12 protein-coding genes and 3 tRNA genes are annotated in these 14344 nt (G+C 73.1%); 8 read left to right on the forward strand and 7 right to left on the reverse strand.

From position 1 onward, the window contains the following. Positions 1-15: 15 nt before the first annotated feature. Genes purL through purS form a run of 3 tightly spaced genes read right to left on the reverse strand, consistent with a single transcriptional unit; the run spans position 16 to position 3211 of the window. Positions 16-2274 (reverse strand): phosphoribosylformylglycinamidine synthase subunit PurL, encoded by a 2259-nt coding sequence (gene purL, locus MTR79_RS32365; RefSeq protein ID WP_244792822.1) that lies wholly within the window; start codon positions 2272-2274, stop codon positions 16-18. Then, entirely contained in the window at positions 2271-2951 is a 681-nt protein-coding gene (gene purQ / locus MTR79_RS32370) for a phosphoribosylformylglycinamidine synthase subunit PurQ (RefSeq protein WP_244792824.1), read from the reverse strand. Before purQ ends, purL begins: the two co-directional genes overlap by 4 nt. Further along, a complete protein-coding gene (gene purS / locus MTR79_RS32375; protein WP_006133353.1) occupies positions 2948-3211 on the reverse strand; it encodes a phosphoribosylformylglycinamidine synthase subunit PurS in 264 nt (87 codons plus the stop codon). The genes purQ and purS overlap by 4 nt, the downstream gene beginning before the upstream one ends. A gap of 355 nt (positions 3212-3566) precedes the next feature. Between purS and MTR79_RS32380 the strand changes: the two genes are divergently transcribed. The 8 genes from MTR79_RS32380 to MTR79_RS32415 all read left to right on the forward strand — a co-directional run bounded on the left by MTR79_RS32380 (position 3567) and on the right by MTR79_RS32415 (position 8199). After that, positions 3567-3884 (forward strand): Lsr2 family protein, encoded by a 318-nt coding sequence (locus MTR79_RS32380; protein ID WP_048460404.1) that lies wholly within the window; start codon positions 3567-3569, stop codon positions 3882-3884. 180 nt (positions 3885-4064) lie between these two features. Beyond that, positions 4065-4136 (forward strand) — tRNA-Gly (locus MTR79_RS32385). An 80-nt stretch (positions 4137-4216) separates the two neighbouring features. Next, positions 4217-4289: transfer RNA gene (locus tag MTR79_RS32390), tRNA-Gly, on the forward strand. A gap of 138 nt (positions 4290-4427) precedes the next feature. Continuing rightward, positions 4428-5399 carry an ABC transporter ATP-binding protein gene (locus MTR79_RS32395; protein ID WP_199205993.1) on the forward strand — a complete coding sequence of 324 codons (972 nt, stop codon included), beginning with the start codon at positions 4428-4430 and terminating at the stop codon, positions 5397-5399. Then, positions 5396-6172 (forward strand): ABC transporter permease, encoded by a 777-nt coding sequence (locus MTR79_RS32400; protein WP_086704091.1) that lies wholly within the window; start codon positions 5396-5398, stop codon positions 6170-6172. Before MTR79_RS32395 ends, MTR79_RS32400 begins: the two co-directional genes overlap by 4 nt. 79 nt (positions 6173-6251) lie before the next feature. Next, on the forward strand, positions 6252-7490 hold the full coding sequence (locus tag MTR79_RS32405) for a sensor histidine kinase (RefSeq protein WP_244792826.1): 1239 nt from the start codon (positions 6252-6254) through the stop codon (positions 7488-7490). Continuing rightward, positions 7487-8101: a response regulator transcription factor gene (locus MTR79_RS32410; RefSeq protein ID WP_102639502.1), complete on the forward strand. Its 615-nt coding sequence runs from the start codon at positions 7487-7489 to the stop codon at positions 8099-8101. Before MTR79_RS32405 ends, MTR79_RS32410 begins: the two co-directional genes overlap by 4 nt. Positions 8102-8126: 25 nt before the next feature. After that, a tRNA-Gly gene (locus MTR79_RS32415) sits at positions 8127-8199 on the forward strand. A gap of 97 nt (positions 8200-8296) precedes the next feature. On the opposite strand, the gene MTR79_RS32420 is transcribed toward MTR79_RS32415, so the two are convergent. The 4 genes from MTR79_RS32420 to purD all read right to left on the reverse strand — a co-directional run bounded on the left by MTR79_RS32420 (position 8297) and on the right by purD (position 14180). After that, entirely contained in the window at positions 8297-9196 is a 900-nt protein-coding gene (locus MTR79_RS32420; RefSeq protein WP_086704088.1) for a phosphoribosylaminoimidazolesuccinocarboxamide synthase, read from the reverse strand. A 178-nt stretch (positions 9197-9374) separates the two neighbouring features. Beyond that, a complete protein-coding gene (locus tag MTR79_RS32425) occupies positions 9375-10739 on the reverse strand; it encodes a N,N-dimethylformamidase beta subunit family domain-containing protein (RefSeq protein ID WP_189363692.1) in 1365 nt (454 codons plus the stop codon). A gap of 124 nt (positions 10740-10863) precedes the next feature. Beyond that, positions 10864-12618, reverse strand: a complete 1755-nt coding sequence (locus MTR79_RS32430; protein WP_189363693.1) for a hypothetical protein — start codon at positions 12616-12618, stop codon at positions 10864-10866. Positions 12619-12893: 275 nt separating this feature from the next. Continuing rightward, on the reverse strand, positions 12894-14180 hold the full coding sequence (purD, locus tag MTR79_RS32435) for a phosphoribosylamine--glycine ligase (RefSeq protein WP_048460410.1): 1287 nt from the start codon (positions 14178-14180) through the stop codon (positions 12894-12896). Between the last annotated feature and the right edge of the window lie 164 nt (positions 14181-14344).

The following is a 14344-nucleotide window of genomic DNA, read 5'->3' on the forward strand; positions in this document are numbered from 1 at the left end:
AAGGGGTGCCGGGGCTCAGGCCAGCAGCGCCGGGATCGTCCCCTCGTGGGCCTCGCGCAGGTCGGTCAGAGGGAGGGAGAACTCGCCCTGGACCTCGACCGTGTCGCCGTCCACGACGCCGATGCGGGTGGCCGGCAGGCCGCGCGCACCGCACATGTCGTTGAAGCGGACCTCCTCCGAGCGCGGTACGGAGACGACCGCGCGGCCGGCCGACTCGGAGAACAGGAAGGTGAACGCGTCCAGCCCGTCCGGGACGACCAGACGCGCGCCCTTGCCACCGAGCAGCGCCGACTCCACCACGGCCTGGATCAGACCGCCGTCCGACAGGTCGTGCGCGGAGTCGATCATGCCGTCGCGGGAGGCGGAGATCAGGATCTCGCCGAGCAGCCGCTCACGCTCCAGGTCCACCTTCGGGGGCAGGCCGCCGAGATGGTCGTGGACGACCTGGGACCAGGCCGAGCCGCCGAACTCCTCGCGCGTGTCGCCGAGGAGGTACAGCAGCTGGCCCTCCTCCTGGAAGGCGACCGGGGTGCGGCGGGCCACGTCGTCGATGACGCCGAGGACGGCGACCACCGGCGTCGGGTGGATGGCCGCCTCGCCCGTCTGGTTGTAGAGCGAGACGTTGCCGCCGGTCACCGGCGTGCCGAGCTGCTTGCAGCCGTCCGCCAGGCCGCGCACGGCCTCCGCGAACTGCCACATGACCGCCGGGTCCTCCGGCGAGCCGAAGTTCAGGCAGTCGGAGACGGCGAGCGGCTTGGCGCCGGTCGTCGCCACGTTGCGGTAGGCCTCCGCGAGGGCCAGCTGCGCGCCCGTGTAGGGGTCGAGCTTGGCGTACCGGCCGTTGCCGTCGGTGGCGATCGCGACGCCGAGGCCGGACGCCTCGTCGATACGGATCATGCCGGAGTCCTCGGGCTGGGCGAGGACGGTGTTGCCCTGCACGAAGTGGTCGTACTGCTGGGTGATCCACCGCTTGGACGCCTGGTTGGGCGAGGCGACCAGCTTCAGGACCTGGTCCTTCAGCTCCTCGCCCGTCGCCGGGCGCGGCAGCTTGTTCGCGTCGTCCGCCTGGAGCTCGTCCTGCCAGGACGGGCGGGCGTAGGGGCGCTCGTAGGTGGGGCCCTCGTGGGCGACCGTGCGCGGGTCGACGTCGACGATCTTCTCGCCGTGCCAGAAGATCTCCAGGCGGTCGCCGTCGGTCACCTCGCCGATGACGGTGGCGATGACGTCCCACTTGTCGCAGATCTCCAGGAACCGGTCGACCTTGTCGGGCTCCACGACCGCGCACATGCGCTCCTGCGACTCGCTCATGAGGATCTCCTCGGGCGAGAGCGTGGAGTCGCGCAGCGGCACGTCGTCGAGGGTGACGCGCATACCGCCGGAGCCGTTGGAGGCCAGCTCGGACGTGGCGCAGGACAGGCCGGCCGCGCCGAGGTCCTGGATGCCGACGACCAGCTTCTCGGCGAACGCCTCCAGGGTGCACTCGATGAGGAGCTTCTCCTGGAAGGGGTCGCCGACCTGCACCGCGGGGCGCTTCGACGGCTTGGCGTCGTCGAAGGTCTCCGAGGCGAGGATCGAGGCGCCGCCGATGCCGTCGCCGCCGGTCCGGGCCCCGTAGAGGATGACCTTGTTGCCCGCGCCGGACGCCTTGGCCAGGTGGATGTCCTCGTGCCGCATGACGCCGATGGCGCCCGCGTTGACCAGCGGGTTGCCCTGGTAGCAGGCGTCGAAGACGACCTCGCCGCCGATGTTGGGCAGGCCCAGGCAGTTGCCGTAGCCGCCGATGCCGGCGACCACGCCGGGCAGCACGCGCTTGGTGTCGGGGTGGTCGGCCGCGCCGAAGCGCAGCGGGTCGACCACGGCCACCGGGCGGGCGCCCATCGCGATGATGTCGCGCACGATGCCGCCGACGCCCGTGGCCGCGCCCTGGTAGGGCTCGACGTAGGAGGGGTGGTTGTGCGACTCGACCTTGAAGGTGACGGCGTAGCCCTGGCCGACGTCCACGACGCCCGCGTTCTCGCCGATACCGACGAGCAGGGCGTCGGACTCGGGGGCCTTCTCGCCGAACTGGCGCAGGTGCACCTTGGAGGACTTGTACGAGCAGTGCTCGGACCACATCACGGAGTACATGGCGAGCTCGGCGCCGGTCGGGCGGCGGCCGAGGATCTCCACGACCCGCTCGTACTCGTCCTTCTTCAGGCCCAGCTCGGCCCAGGGCAGCTCGACGTCGGGGGTCGCGGCCGCGTTGTCGACCGTGTCCAGGGGCGTCTTGCTCATGCGTTGACCAGCTTCTTGAGGATCGACGTGAAGAAGGGCAGGCCGTCGGTACGGCCCGTACCGATCAGCGGCTCGACGGCGTGCTCGGGGTGCGGCATCAGGCCGACGACGTTCCCGGCGGCGTTGGTGATGCCGGCGATGTCGTTGAGCGAGCCGTTCGGGTTGAAGTCGAGGTAGCGGAAGGCGACGCGGCCCTCGGCCTCCAGCTCGTCCAGCGTCCGCCGATCGGCGACGTAGCGGCCGTCCATGTTCTTCAGCGGGATGTGGATCTCCTGGCCGGCCTCGTAGTCCGTGGTCCAGGCGGTGTCCGCGTTCTCCACCCGCAGCTTCTGGTCGCGGCAGATGAAGTGCAGGTGGTCGTTGCCCAGCATGCCGCCGGGGAGCAGGTGCGCCTCGGTGAGGATCTGGAAGCCGTTGCAGATGCCGAGCACCGGAAGACCGGCCTTGGCCTGGTCGATGACGGTGTCCATGACCGGCGAGAAGCGCGCGATGGCGCCGGCACGCAGATAGTCGCCGTAACTGAAACCGCCGCAGAGCACCACGGCGTCGACCTGCTTGAGGTCCTTGTCCTTGTGCCAGAGGGCGACGGGTTCGGCGCCGGCGACGCGGATCGCGCGCTGGGTGTCCCGGTCGTCGAGGCTGCCCGGGAAAGTGACGACGCCAATACGAGCGGTCACTTGGCCGCCTCCGCGACTTCCTCGACCCGGACGGTGAAGTCCTCGATCACGGTGTTGGCGAGGAAGGATTCCGCAAGATCGTGGATACGGGCGAGCGCGGCCTCGTCGACCGGCCCGTCAACTTCCAGTTCGAATCGCTTTCCCTGACGGACGTCCGAGATCCCTTCGAAACCCAGACGCGGCAGTGCGCGCTGCACCGCCTGGCCCTGGGGGTCGAGGATCTCCGGCTTGAGCATGACGTCGACTACGACGCGTGCCACTGGCACTCCCGGTGTGTGGTGCTGAGCAGGTCCCTTCAGACTACCCGCACAAAATTTCTACGCGAGTAGAGTTGTAGGAAACTACGTGAGCGCCGTCACGATTCGGCATCGGCGGGAGACGCGCCGGAAAAGATCCGGGAAAGATTCGCGATCTCTCGCACATCGCTATTGCGCCCGGACACGCGGGCAGATTTAGTCGGGCTTCCCATTGCATTGCCGGGCACTGTACAAATGAATTGTCATTAGCAGATACTTTGCCCGATTACAGGCGGACAGCCGACATCTCGGCGACCGTACCGGCACGTCATCACGGACGGCCGGACGGAAGAGGTGCCGCACGAAGGGACCGATATTCGTGGCGCAGAAGGTCGTGGTCACTCTCTTCGACGACATCGACGGCTCGGAAGCGGCGGAAACGATCGCCTTCGGGATCGACGGCACGTCGTACGAGATCGACCTGAACGAAACCAATGCCAGGAAACTGCGCGAGGCGCTCGAGCCCTACGTGGACGCCGGCCGCAAGCGCGCCCGCTCCGGCAAGGCCTACCGGCAGACCGAGGTCGCCCCGGACCCGGCGGCCGTGCGCGCCTGGGCGCAGGCGCACCGGATGGACGTCCCGGCCCGCGGCCGCATCCCCAAGAAGGTCTACGAGGCGTTCGCCGCCGCCCGCTGAACCGCACCCGGCCCGGCGCCCGGAACCGCACCCGCGTGCGGAGCCGGCCCCGGCCGGGTGACCCCGCCGACGGGCGGTCACCGGGCGCTGCGGGCAACCGACTTGCGCAGCCCCCCTGCTGATCAGCTAAAGTCTGGAGCACGCCGAGGGGCGAGGCCGAAAGGCCCGGTCCAAGGACATGCGGGTGTAGTTCAGTAGTAGAACATCCCCCTTCCAGGGGGAAGGCGCAGTGTGCAATTCCTGTCACCCGCTCTGCACCACCTCTCCGACCACGCTTGTGGATCAGGTAAGCTGGTGCCCGCGCCGATCGGTGAGAGCCGGTCGGAGGCAATGCGGACGTAGCTCAGTTGGTAGAGCGCAACCTTGCCAAGGTTGAGGTCGCGAGTTCGAGCCTCGTCGTCCGCTCGGGAAGAAGACCCCGGTCCCTCGGACCGGGGTCTTTTCGTGGTCCGGTCCAACAGGCCTGCCGGGTCTGACATTTGTCATGTCCGGTGATGACACCGCGCACTGCCGAGCTCCTCCGTCCGCCGCGATGCTCGAGTCATGGAAACGAACGGACTTGAGCACGTGATCGAGGTCACAGGCCTGCGACGCGTCTACGGGGGCGGGTTCGAAGCGGTGCGCGGGGTCGACTTCACCGTGCGGCGCGGGGAGATCTTCGCCCTGCTGGGCACCAACGGCGCCGGGAAGACCTCCACCGTCGAACTCCTCGAAGGACTGGCCCCGCCGGCCGGCGGACAGGTCCGGGTGCTCGGACACGACCCCTACACCGAGCGGGCCGCCGTACGGCACCGCACCGGCGTGATGCTCCAGGAGGGTGGCTTCCCCTCCGAGCTGACCGTCGCCGAGACCGCCCGCATGTGGGCCGGCTCCGTCAGCGGCGCACGCCCCGAGCGGGAGGTGCTGGCCATGGTGGGCCTCGGCTCCAGGACCGACGTCCGGGTCAAGCAGCTGTCCGGCGGACAGCGGCGGCGTCTGGACCTGGCGCTCGCGCTGCTCGGCGACCCCGAGGTGCTGTTCCTCGACGAGCCGACCACCGGACTCGACGCCGAAGGCCGCCGCGACACCTGGGAGTTGGTGAGCGCCCTGCGCGACTCCGGCACCACCGTGCTGCTCACCACGCACTACCTGGAGGAGGCCGAGAACCTCGCCGACCGGCTCGCGATCATGCACGAGGGCCGGATCGCCGTCACCGGCACCCCGGCCGAGGTCACCGCGAACGAGCCGTCCCGGATCACCTTCGACCTGCCCGACGGCTACCACCTGGGCGACCTCCCGCCGCTCGGCCCGATGGGCGTGGGCGACCACACCGTGGACGGCCGCACCGTCCGGCTGGGCACCCGCGACCTGCAGCGCTCGGCCACCGAGCTGCTGCTGTGGGCGCGGGACGCGGGCGTGGAGCTGGGCCGGCTCGACGTGCGCTCGGCCTCCCTGGAAGAGGCCTTCCTCACCATTGCCAAGGACGCATCGGCCCCGGCGGGCAACGGCGTGACCACGGAGGAGTACGCGGCATGAGCATCGCCACCACCACCCCGGCCGGCCGGATGGCCTCCCTGGCCCGGGCCGAACTGACACTGCTGGGACGCAACAAGGGCGCCCTGGTCGCCGGGCTCTTCGTGCCGCTGGTCCTGCCGCTCAGCGTGCGCTCCGCCGCCGAGGAGATGGACCTAGCGAAGGCCGGGCTCACCCCCGGTGAGCTCGTCCTGCCCGCCGCCGTCGGCTTCTCGCTGCTCTTCGCCGTGTACTCCACCCTCGTCGGCGTCTACGTCGTCCGGCGCGAGGAGCTGGTGCTGAAGCGGCTGCGCACGGGCGAGCTGCGGGACGCGGAGATCCTCTCCGGGGCCGCGCTTCCCGCCGTCCTCACCGGGCTGCTGCAGTGCTTGCTGCTGATCGCGGGCTGCGCGGTGCTGCTCGACCTGTCCGCGCCCTCCGCGCCGCACCTGGCCGTGCTCGGCCTTCTGCTGGGTCTCGTGATGAGCGCGGCGCTCGCCGCCGCCACCGCGAGCTGGACCCGGACCGGCGAGAGCGCCCAGGTCACGCCCATGCCGCTGATGTTCGCCTCGATGCTGGGCTCCGGAATGTTCGTCCCGCTGGAGCTGTTCCCGGACCGTCTGGCGTCCGTCTGCGAGCTGCTGCCGCTGACCCCGGTCGTCACCCTGGTGCGCGGCGGCTGGACCGGCGGCCTCTCGGCCGGGGACGCCCTCGGTGCGCTCGCGGTGGCGCTGGCCTGGACCGCGGTGGCGGTGTTTGCTGTACGGCGGCGGTTCCGCTGGGAGCCGCGGCGCTGAGGCGCTGACCAGGGGCGAAGGACGCCCGCACGGCTGTGACCGGTGCGGCGTCGGAGATCGGCGGGAACAGGAGCGGCGGATGGCGGGCCCGGGCAGCTGGTGGGGGCGCAAGAGCACACCCGCGAAGGTCGAGACGTACACGCGGTGGTCGTTCCACTTCATCGCGCTGTCCGAGCCGACGGTGGTCGGGGTGACGGCCTTCGGGCACATGGAGGCGCGGTTCGCGCTGCTCGTGATGGCGCCGGTCACGGCGCACGTCGCGCTGGCCATGGTGACCGCCTCCCGCGCCCTGGACTGGACGGTCGGCCGGCGTCCCCAGCCACTGCGGCTGCTGTGGGCGCTCGGCGCCGCGACCGCCGTGGTCGCGGTCGCGGCCGTCGCCCTCGGCCGGCACGGACCCGGCGGGGCCGCGGAGGACACCGGCACCGTCCTGGGCTCCGTCTTCGGCGCCACACTCTGCTACGGAGTGGGTCTGACGGCACTCGGCCTGAAGGACCGGCGGCGCGTCGTCTGGCTCGTCCTCGGGTTCGGGACGGGCGCGGGCCTGGTGGCCTGGGCGGTCGGCATGCCCGGACTGGCCGCGCTGGCCACGGCCGCGTTCGTGACGGCCGCGAGCGGCTTCTTCGCCGCCACCTCCGCCTTCTCCATCTGGCTGCTCAACGCCGTCTACGCCCTCGACGAGGCGCGGGAGACGCGGACCCGGCTCGCGGTCGCCGAGGAGCGGCTGCGGTTCGGACGCGACCTGCACGACGTGATGGGCAGGAACCTCGCCGTGATCGCCCTCAAGAGCGAGCTGGCCGTCCAGCTCGCCCGGCGTGAACGGCCCGAGGCGGTCGAGCAGATGATCGAGGTGCAGCGCATCGCCCAAGAGTCCCAGCGGGAGGTGCGCGAGGTGGTGCGCGGCTACCGCCGGGCCGACCTGGAGGCCGAGCTCCACGGCGCCCGTGGCGTGCTGCGCGCGGCCGGGATCGACTGCGAGGTCGGCGGCGAAACGGGTGGGCTGCCCGCCGAGGTGCAGTCGGCGCTGGGCTGGGTGGTGCGGGAGGCGACCACCAACGTGCTGCGGCACGGGGACGCGAAGAAGTGCACCGTCACGGTGCGGAGGCCGGAGGGGCGTGTGGTGCTGACGGTGCGGAACGACGGGGCGACCGCCCCGCACGGGTCGTCCCGCACGGGCGGAACGGGGCTGGCCGGGCTGCGGGAGCGGCTGTCCGCCGTGGGCGGCACGCTGGACGCCGGGGAGGCCGGGGACGGCGAGTTCCGGCTCGTCGCGGAGGTCCCGCTCACCGCGCGACCCGCGCTGGAGGTCGTCTCGTGACCGGTGTGGTGCGGCTGCTGCTCGCCGACGACGAGCATCTGATCCGCGGGGCGCTGGCCGCCCTGCTGTCCCTGGAGGACGACCTGCTGGTGGTCGCCGAGGCCGCGTCCGGCCCGGAGGCCCTGGCGATGGCGCGGGCGCACGTCCCGGACGTCGCCGTCCTCGATCTCCAGATGCCCGGCGCGGACGGTGTGAAGGTCGCCACAACCCTGCGGGCGGAGCTGCCCGACTGCCAGGTGCTGATCGTGACCGGGCACGGGCGCCCGGGCCATCTCAAGCGGGCGCTCGCGGCGGGGGTGCGGGGGTTCGTCCCCAAGACCGTCAGCGCCCAGCGGCTCGCGGAGATCATCCGCACGGTGCACGCGGGAAACCGCTACGTCGACCCCGAGTTGGCCGCCGACGCGATCGCCGCCGGCGACTCGCCGCTGACCGCGCGCGAGGCGGAGGTGCTGGAGCTGGCGGCGGACGGGGCGCCCGTGGCGGAGATCGCGGAGCGGGCCCGGCTGTCGCAGGGGACCGTGCGGAACTATCTCTCCTCCGCCGTCTCGAAGCTCGGCGCGGAGAACCGCCACACCGCGGTGCGTCTCGCCCGCGAGCGCGGTTGGGTATAGTGGTGCTCGCGCCACGGCGCAGCAGGCGAACGTAGCTCAGTTGGTAGAGCGCAACCTTGCCAAGGTTGAGGTCGCGAGTTCGAACCTCGTCGTTCGCTCAGAGGACGAAGGCCCCGGTCGATGACCGGGGCCTTCGTCGTGCGTGCCACCGTGCGGCCCCGGGACCGGGAGTGCGCCCCGGCCCCGGCCCCGGCGTCAGCTCCAGGGGATGCCTGTCAGGCGCTCGTAGGCCTCTACGTACTTCGCCCGGGTGGCGTCCACGACCTGCTGCGGCAGCGCAGGCGGAGGCTGCTCGCTCCTGCGGTCCCAGCCCGACTCCGCCGAGGTCAGCCAGTCCCGGACGAACTGCTTGTCGTACGACGGCTGCGCGCGGCCCGGCTCCCACTGGTCGGCCGGCCAGAAGCGGGACGAGTCGGGGGTGAGCACCTCGTCCGCGATGACCAGGCTGTCCCCGTCGTACCCGAACTCGAACTTGGTGTCCGCGAGGATGATGCCCCGGTCCCGGGCGATGTCGCGGGCGCGGGAGTAGGCGGCGAGGGTGGCCTGGCGCAGCTGGGCGGCGGTCTCCGCGCCGACCTGGCGGGCGACCTCCTCGTAGGAGACGTTCTCGTCGTGCTCGCCGACGGCGGCCTTGGTGGCCGGGGTGAAGATCGGGGCGGGCAGCTCGGAGCCGTCGACCAGACCGTGGGGCAGGGCGAGCCCGCAGACCGTCCGGCTCTCGTTGTACTCGGCGAGGCCCGAGCCGGTGAGGTAGCCGCGGGCCACGCACTCCACCGGGACCATGTTGAGCGACTTGCACACCAGGGTGCGGCCCGCCCAGTCGGCGGGGGCGCCCTCGGGGAGGTCGGTGCTCAGGACGTGGTTGGGGAGCAGATCGGCGAGCTGGTCGAACCACCACACGGAGAGCTGGGTGAGCACCCGGCCCTTGTCCGGGATCTCAGTGGGCAGCACCCAGTCGTAGGCGGAGATGCGGTCGCTGGCGACCATCACGAGGTCGCCCGCCTCGTTCCGGTACAGCTCGCGCACCTTGCCGGTGTGCAGATGCACCAGGCCCGGAACCTGGATCGGCTCGGGCTTTTCGACGAATCCGGACACGGTTCCTCCGCGTGGTTGAACAGAAGGGACGCCCGCAGCGCTCCCGGCTCCCGCGTGAGCTCCCGGAGGGCGGTGGCGGGAGGGGGCCGGACGGTACGTCGATTCTCCCGTATGTGCGGACGGGACGGCGGTCGGGGTGGTGCGGCCGGGTTCGACGGGCAAGGTCCCGTGCACCCCGTCAGTCGCGTTTGCAGATGCGGTCGAGCAGGTTCGCGGTGGCCCGCTGGATGCGCGGGTCGGCGTGCCCCGGCCGGTCCAGCGCCGGCGACCAGGCGAGCGTGCCCGAGGCGAACACCCACGCCCCTGACGGCGCGCGGTACAGGGACGTCTCCTGATGGCGCCGGGCGCCCTGCCGGTCGCCGTACGGGGAGTGCGCGAGCAGGATCCGCTCCTCGTGGGCGGGCAGCGGGGTGCGCGGGTAGTAGCGGTCGGCCCCGCCCGCGACCAGGCCGTCGAGGACGTCGCCCTCGTGCGCGCCGGTCCCCTCCCAGAGCCAGTGGCCGGCGTTGCGGACGATCAGCGGGCGCGGTCCCGGCACGGGACCCGCGTACTGGATGCCGAGCAGCAGCTGCTCGGCCCGGTCGTTCTCCCGCCACAGCGCGGGCCCGGACCGGCCCCGGCGTCTGCCGCAGGTCAGCAGGCCGTCGGCGCCGGACGGGGAAGGGGCCAGCTCGATCTGCCGGTGCAGGGTGCGAGCGGAGAGGAACACCAGCGAGGTGCCGTGCTCGCGGGCGCGCTCCACGGCCGTGCGCATCTCCGCCGTCCAGTACTCGTCCCGGCCGGGGAAGACGAGCCCCCGGTGGCGGGCCGGGTCGACGCGCCCCGCGTGCAGGTCGCGGGCGGTGGCGTGGGCGAGGTCGAAGCCGTAGCGCTCCGCCCAGCGGATCACGTCGTAGGCGTGCCCGGCGTGCGGCGGGAGCCCGTCGCCCGCGTAGGGACGGTCGAAGGTGACGGTGGTGACCGGGTCGTCCGCCTCGTCCTCCTCGTGGGCGGGGGCGAGCCTCGCGCCGGCGCGGCCGTCCGCCGCCGGGTACGCGTTGTACGCCTGCCAGGTGAGGTCCGGCAGCACCAGCAGCAGGTCCGCCGGGCGGTCGTCCCGCACGGTGAACGGGACGTGCGCCCGGTGCCGGCCGTCCTCCGTGGCCAGCACGGCGACGTACGCGCCGGTGCTCCAGTACGTCGGGACCGGCAGCCGCCAGGACAGCCACCAGTGGTGGCAGGAGACGGTGCGTCCGGCGGTGAGCGGTGGGAGCTGCGCCGTGCCGTGGAGGCGGGGGCTCGTGGTGATCTCGGTGGCGCCCCGGCCGTCGTAGTGGCCGACGCGGTGGACCGTGACGCGGAACGGGCGGGGCGGTTCGACGGTGACGTGGAAGTCGACGGAGTCGCCGGGGGCGACGGCGGAAGGGGAGGCGAAGCCCTCGATGCGGCCGTCGGCGTCGTGAGGCGACGGGGCCGGCCAGGGGAAGGCGACGGGTGCGAAGGGGTCGCCGCCGTCGGGTGCCGGTGCCCCTGTCGCTTCGTGCCGGGTCCGCTCCGGTCGCATGCCGTTCCCCCTCCCCTGAGCGTGAACGGCCCCAGCACATCACATTCCGCACGGGTGTCGTCACCGTTCGTCGTGCGTGCGTTGAAGTGGAGGAACGCGCTCCGGCGGGTGGGCCGGGCGCGGCTCAGGCGAGGCGTACGGGCTTCTCCGGGCGTATGCCCTGCCGGGTGAGCCAGTTCCCGAGGCCCGCGGGGTCGCCGTCCTCGATGAGGGTCAGCACCTGGGGCGGGAGGTCCGTGGCACGGGCGCCGCCGACGAGGAGGGTGGGTCCGTCGAGCCAGTCGAGACCCGGGACGGCGCCCACGGTGTCCATCGCCGCACAGCAGACCATCGCGGTGATGTGGTCGGCGAGCAGCTCCCGTCCGGTGCGGGGCGGCTGCAGGGGGAAGAGGGGCAGCGCGCGGTCGTCGCGGAGGGGGTCGGGATCGGACGCCGCGGTGCCCTGGGGACCGGCGGGGACGGCGGCCGCGGCGGACTCCTCGCGGGCCAGTTCGGCCGTGAGGCGCGCGGCGAGGGCGGCGCTGCGGGCGGTGCCGCCGCCGAGGTCGTCCTCGTCCGGGGCGACGGCCGGGACGGGCGCCGGGGGCAGGTCGGGCGCGGTGGTCAGATGGGTCAGGACACGGGCGAGGGTGGGGCCGTCGGCGACCCGGGTCTCCTCGTCCGCGGGCGGCACGCGCAGGGCGTCGAGTATCCGGTGCAGGCGGGCGGCGTCGGCGCGCCACTTGCGGTCGACGACCTCCTCCGGATAGTCGCCCCAGTGGACCGGCGACCAGTCGGGGCCGGTCTCCGCCGGGCCGCCGTGGAAAAGGCGGGCGGCGAGCAGGGAGGTGGCCTCGTCGACCGCGCCGGGCTCCTCCAGCAGGTCGCAGGCGGGGCGCTCCCCGAGCCGGGAGGCGAACCCCTCGGCCAGCCGGTCCCGGCGGGACAGCTCGGTCAGGGCGGCGACCACGCCCGCGTTGAGCCGGGCGGGCCAGCGGCCCATCCGCCAGGCGGGCAGCGCCACCCGGGTCAGCAGCCGGTCCCAGCCCGCGTAGGCGAGGCCGACCTGCTCCTGGGCGACGATCCGCAGCCCGTAGTCCACGGCCTTGGCGCGCTCGGCGGCGGCGGCGGCGACCCCACGCTCCATCTCGGCGGCGTGCACCCGGCTGCCGTGCAGCAGCAGGCGGGCCACCCGGCCGACCCCGGCGAGCACCGCGCGGGAGACCGGCCCGCGGTCCGGCGCCGACGTGACGGCGACCGCGGCGTCCAGGCCCCGGACGAAGCGCCGGGCGGCGGCTATGTCCGGGTGCGCCGACGGTCCCGTGCCGGCGACGACCGGGGCGAGCAGGGCGCGCAGCTCGGCCACCCGCATCCACCACAGGAACGGCGAGCCGATGACCAGCACGGGCGCGGCGGGCGCGCGGCGGGACGGCCGGCCCGCGTGGGCCACGTCGTCGTGCTCCTCGGGCGGCGGGGGCGCGTGCGCCGGATGCGTACGGTCCTCCAGCCAGCTGTCGCAGTCCGGGGTGAGCGCTATCGCGGACGGCGCGGGGACGCCGAGGCGGTCGGCGAGGTCCCGCACCATCCGGTACAGGTCGGGCGCCGACTCCTCGGCGATCGGCACGGTGGGGGTGACGGCGGGCCGGGCGCGGGCGACGACCAGGGCGACACCGGCGGCGAGCAGCAGCACCAGCACGGCGAGGGGCGTGACGACCCGGCGGGCCAGGTCCCAGCCGGGGCCGGTCAGATGGCCGGTGGACCCGCCGACCAGGAGGATCACCGCGGCGGCGGCGGGCAGCAGCGCGACGGCCAGCGCCCGGCTGCGGACGCGCAGGACGGCCAGCGCACGGGCTCTGGCGCCCGGAGCACCCTGTTCCCTTCCCGCACCGCTCATGCTCATGGCCCGCCCTCACCCCCTCCCGGCGCCTGACACGGTCCCTGGCTTGCCCATGCCCCCACTGTGGCACCCGCCACCGACATCGCAATGCCGGTGGGCCAAGTGCCGGAGCGCTTGCGCGGCACCCTAGTTGGGGCCCCGGCCCCCGTCAGCCGGATGGCACATCGCTCACTCGATGGAATGGCTTTGGGGAGAGGTGGTCGACGGACGGCAAGGGTCAGGCCCCGGATCCTGGAGGGATCCGGAGCCTGTGGTGACCTGGGCGTCGTGCGCGTCGGTTACTCGCCCCGCGCCGCCTTCCGCGCGATGTCGGTGCGGTGCTGGGAGCCGTCGAGGCGGACACGGGACACGGCACGGTAGGCGCGGTCGCGGGCCTCGGTGAGGTCCTTGCCGGTCGCCGTCACGGACAGCACGCGCCCGCCCGCGCTGACGACCGTGTCGCCCTCTAGCCGGGTCCCGGCATGCAGGACGTACGCGTGCGGGGCGTCCTGGGCGGCGACCTCGTCGAGGCCGGTGACCGGGTCGCCGGTACGCGGGGTGCCGGGGTAGTTGTGCGAGGCGACGACCACGGTGACCGCGGCCTCGTCGCTCCAGCGGACCGGCTCCAGGTGGGCGAGGTTGCCGGTGGCGGCGGCCATCAGCAGCCCGGCCAGCGGGGTCTTCAACCGGGCCAGGACCACCTGGGTCTCGGGGTCGCCGAACCGGGCGTTGAACTCGATCACGCGCACACCGCGCGAGGTGATCGCCAGGCCGGCGTAGAGCAGACCGGAGAACGGCGTGCCGCGACGGCGCATCTCGTCCACGGTCGGCTGCAGCACGGTCTGGACGACCTCGTCGACCAGCTTGGGGTCGGCCCAGGGCAACGGGGAGTACGCCCCCATGCCGCCGGTGTTCGGGCCCTCGTCGCCGTCCAGCGCGCGCTTGAAGTCCTGCGCGGGCTGGAGGGGAACGACCGTCTCGCCGTCGGTGATCGCGAACAGGGAGACCTCGGGGCCGTCGAGGAACTCCTCGACGACGACGCTCCCCCGCTGCCCGGACGGCGCGGGAGATGCCCCCAGACAGGCGGCGGCATGCGCGCGGGCCGCCTCCAGGTCGTCGGTCACGACGACGCCCTTGCCGGCCGCGAGCCCGTCGTCCTTCACGACGTACGGGGCGCCGAAGGCCTTGAAAGCCTCGTCGGCCTCGTCCGGGGTGGTGCAGACGTAGGAGCGGGCGGTGGGCACGCCGGCCGCCGCCATCACGTCCTTCGCGAAGGCCTTGGAGCCCTCGAGCCGCGCGGCCTCCTTGGAGGGGCCGAAGACGGGGATGCCCGCCTCGCGCACGGCGTCGGCGACCCCGGCGACCAGGGGCGCCTCGGGGCCGACCACCACGAGGTCCGCGCCCAGCCGCACGGCCAGCGCGGACACGGCGGCGCCGTCGAGGGCGTCGACCTGGTGCAGCTCGGCGACCTCGGTGATGCCGGCGTTGCCGGGCGCGCAGTGCAGCGCGGTGACATCGGGGTCGAGGGACAGGGAGTGGCACAGGGCGTGTTCGCGGGCGCCGCTGCCGATGACGAGGACCTTCACGGGGGTCAGCCTAACGGCAGCCGGCGGACGCTCTTTGTGCGGGCTTCCGAACGGGCGGGGAGCGTGCTGTTGTGTGTTCCTCCGAACGCGCCGGCCAGGGCGACGCCGGGACCGGAGCCGGACGGCTGTGCCCGGCCCGTCGTGCTTCCCGTACTGCTCGTGCT

Origin of the sequence: Streptomyces sp. BJ20 (genome assembly GCF_022869105.1) — a bacterium.
Taxonomy (GTDB): Bacteria; Actinomycetota; Actinomycetes; order Streptomycetales; family Streptomycetaceae; genus Streptomyces; species Streptomyces griseoincarnatus.

Coding starts and splice junctions, on each gene's coding strand:
- MTR79_RS32425 (WP_189363692.1), bottom strand. CDS start 10,739: ATGCGACCGGAGCGGACCCGGCACGAAGCGACAGGGGCACCGGCACCC.
- purL (WP_244792822.1), bottom strand. CDS start 2,274: ATGAGCAAGACGCCCCTGGACACGGTCGACAACGCGGCCGCGACCCCC.
- MTR79_RS32400 (WP_086704091.1), top strand. CDS start 5,396: ATGAGCATCGCCACCACCACCCCGGCCGGCCGGATGGCCTCCCTGGCC.
- MTR79_RS32395 (WP_199205993.1), top strand. CDS start 4,428: ATGGAAACGAACGGACTTGAGCACGTGATCGAGGTCACAGGCCTGCGA.
- MTR79_RS32405 (WP_244792826.1), top strand. CDS start 6,252: ATGGCGGGCCCGGGCAGCTGGTGGGGGCGCAAGAGCACACCCGCGAAG.
- MTR79_RS32430 (WP_189363693.1), bottom strand. CDS start 12,618: ATGAGCATGAGCGGTGCGGGAAGGGAACAGGGTGCTCCGGGCGCCAGA.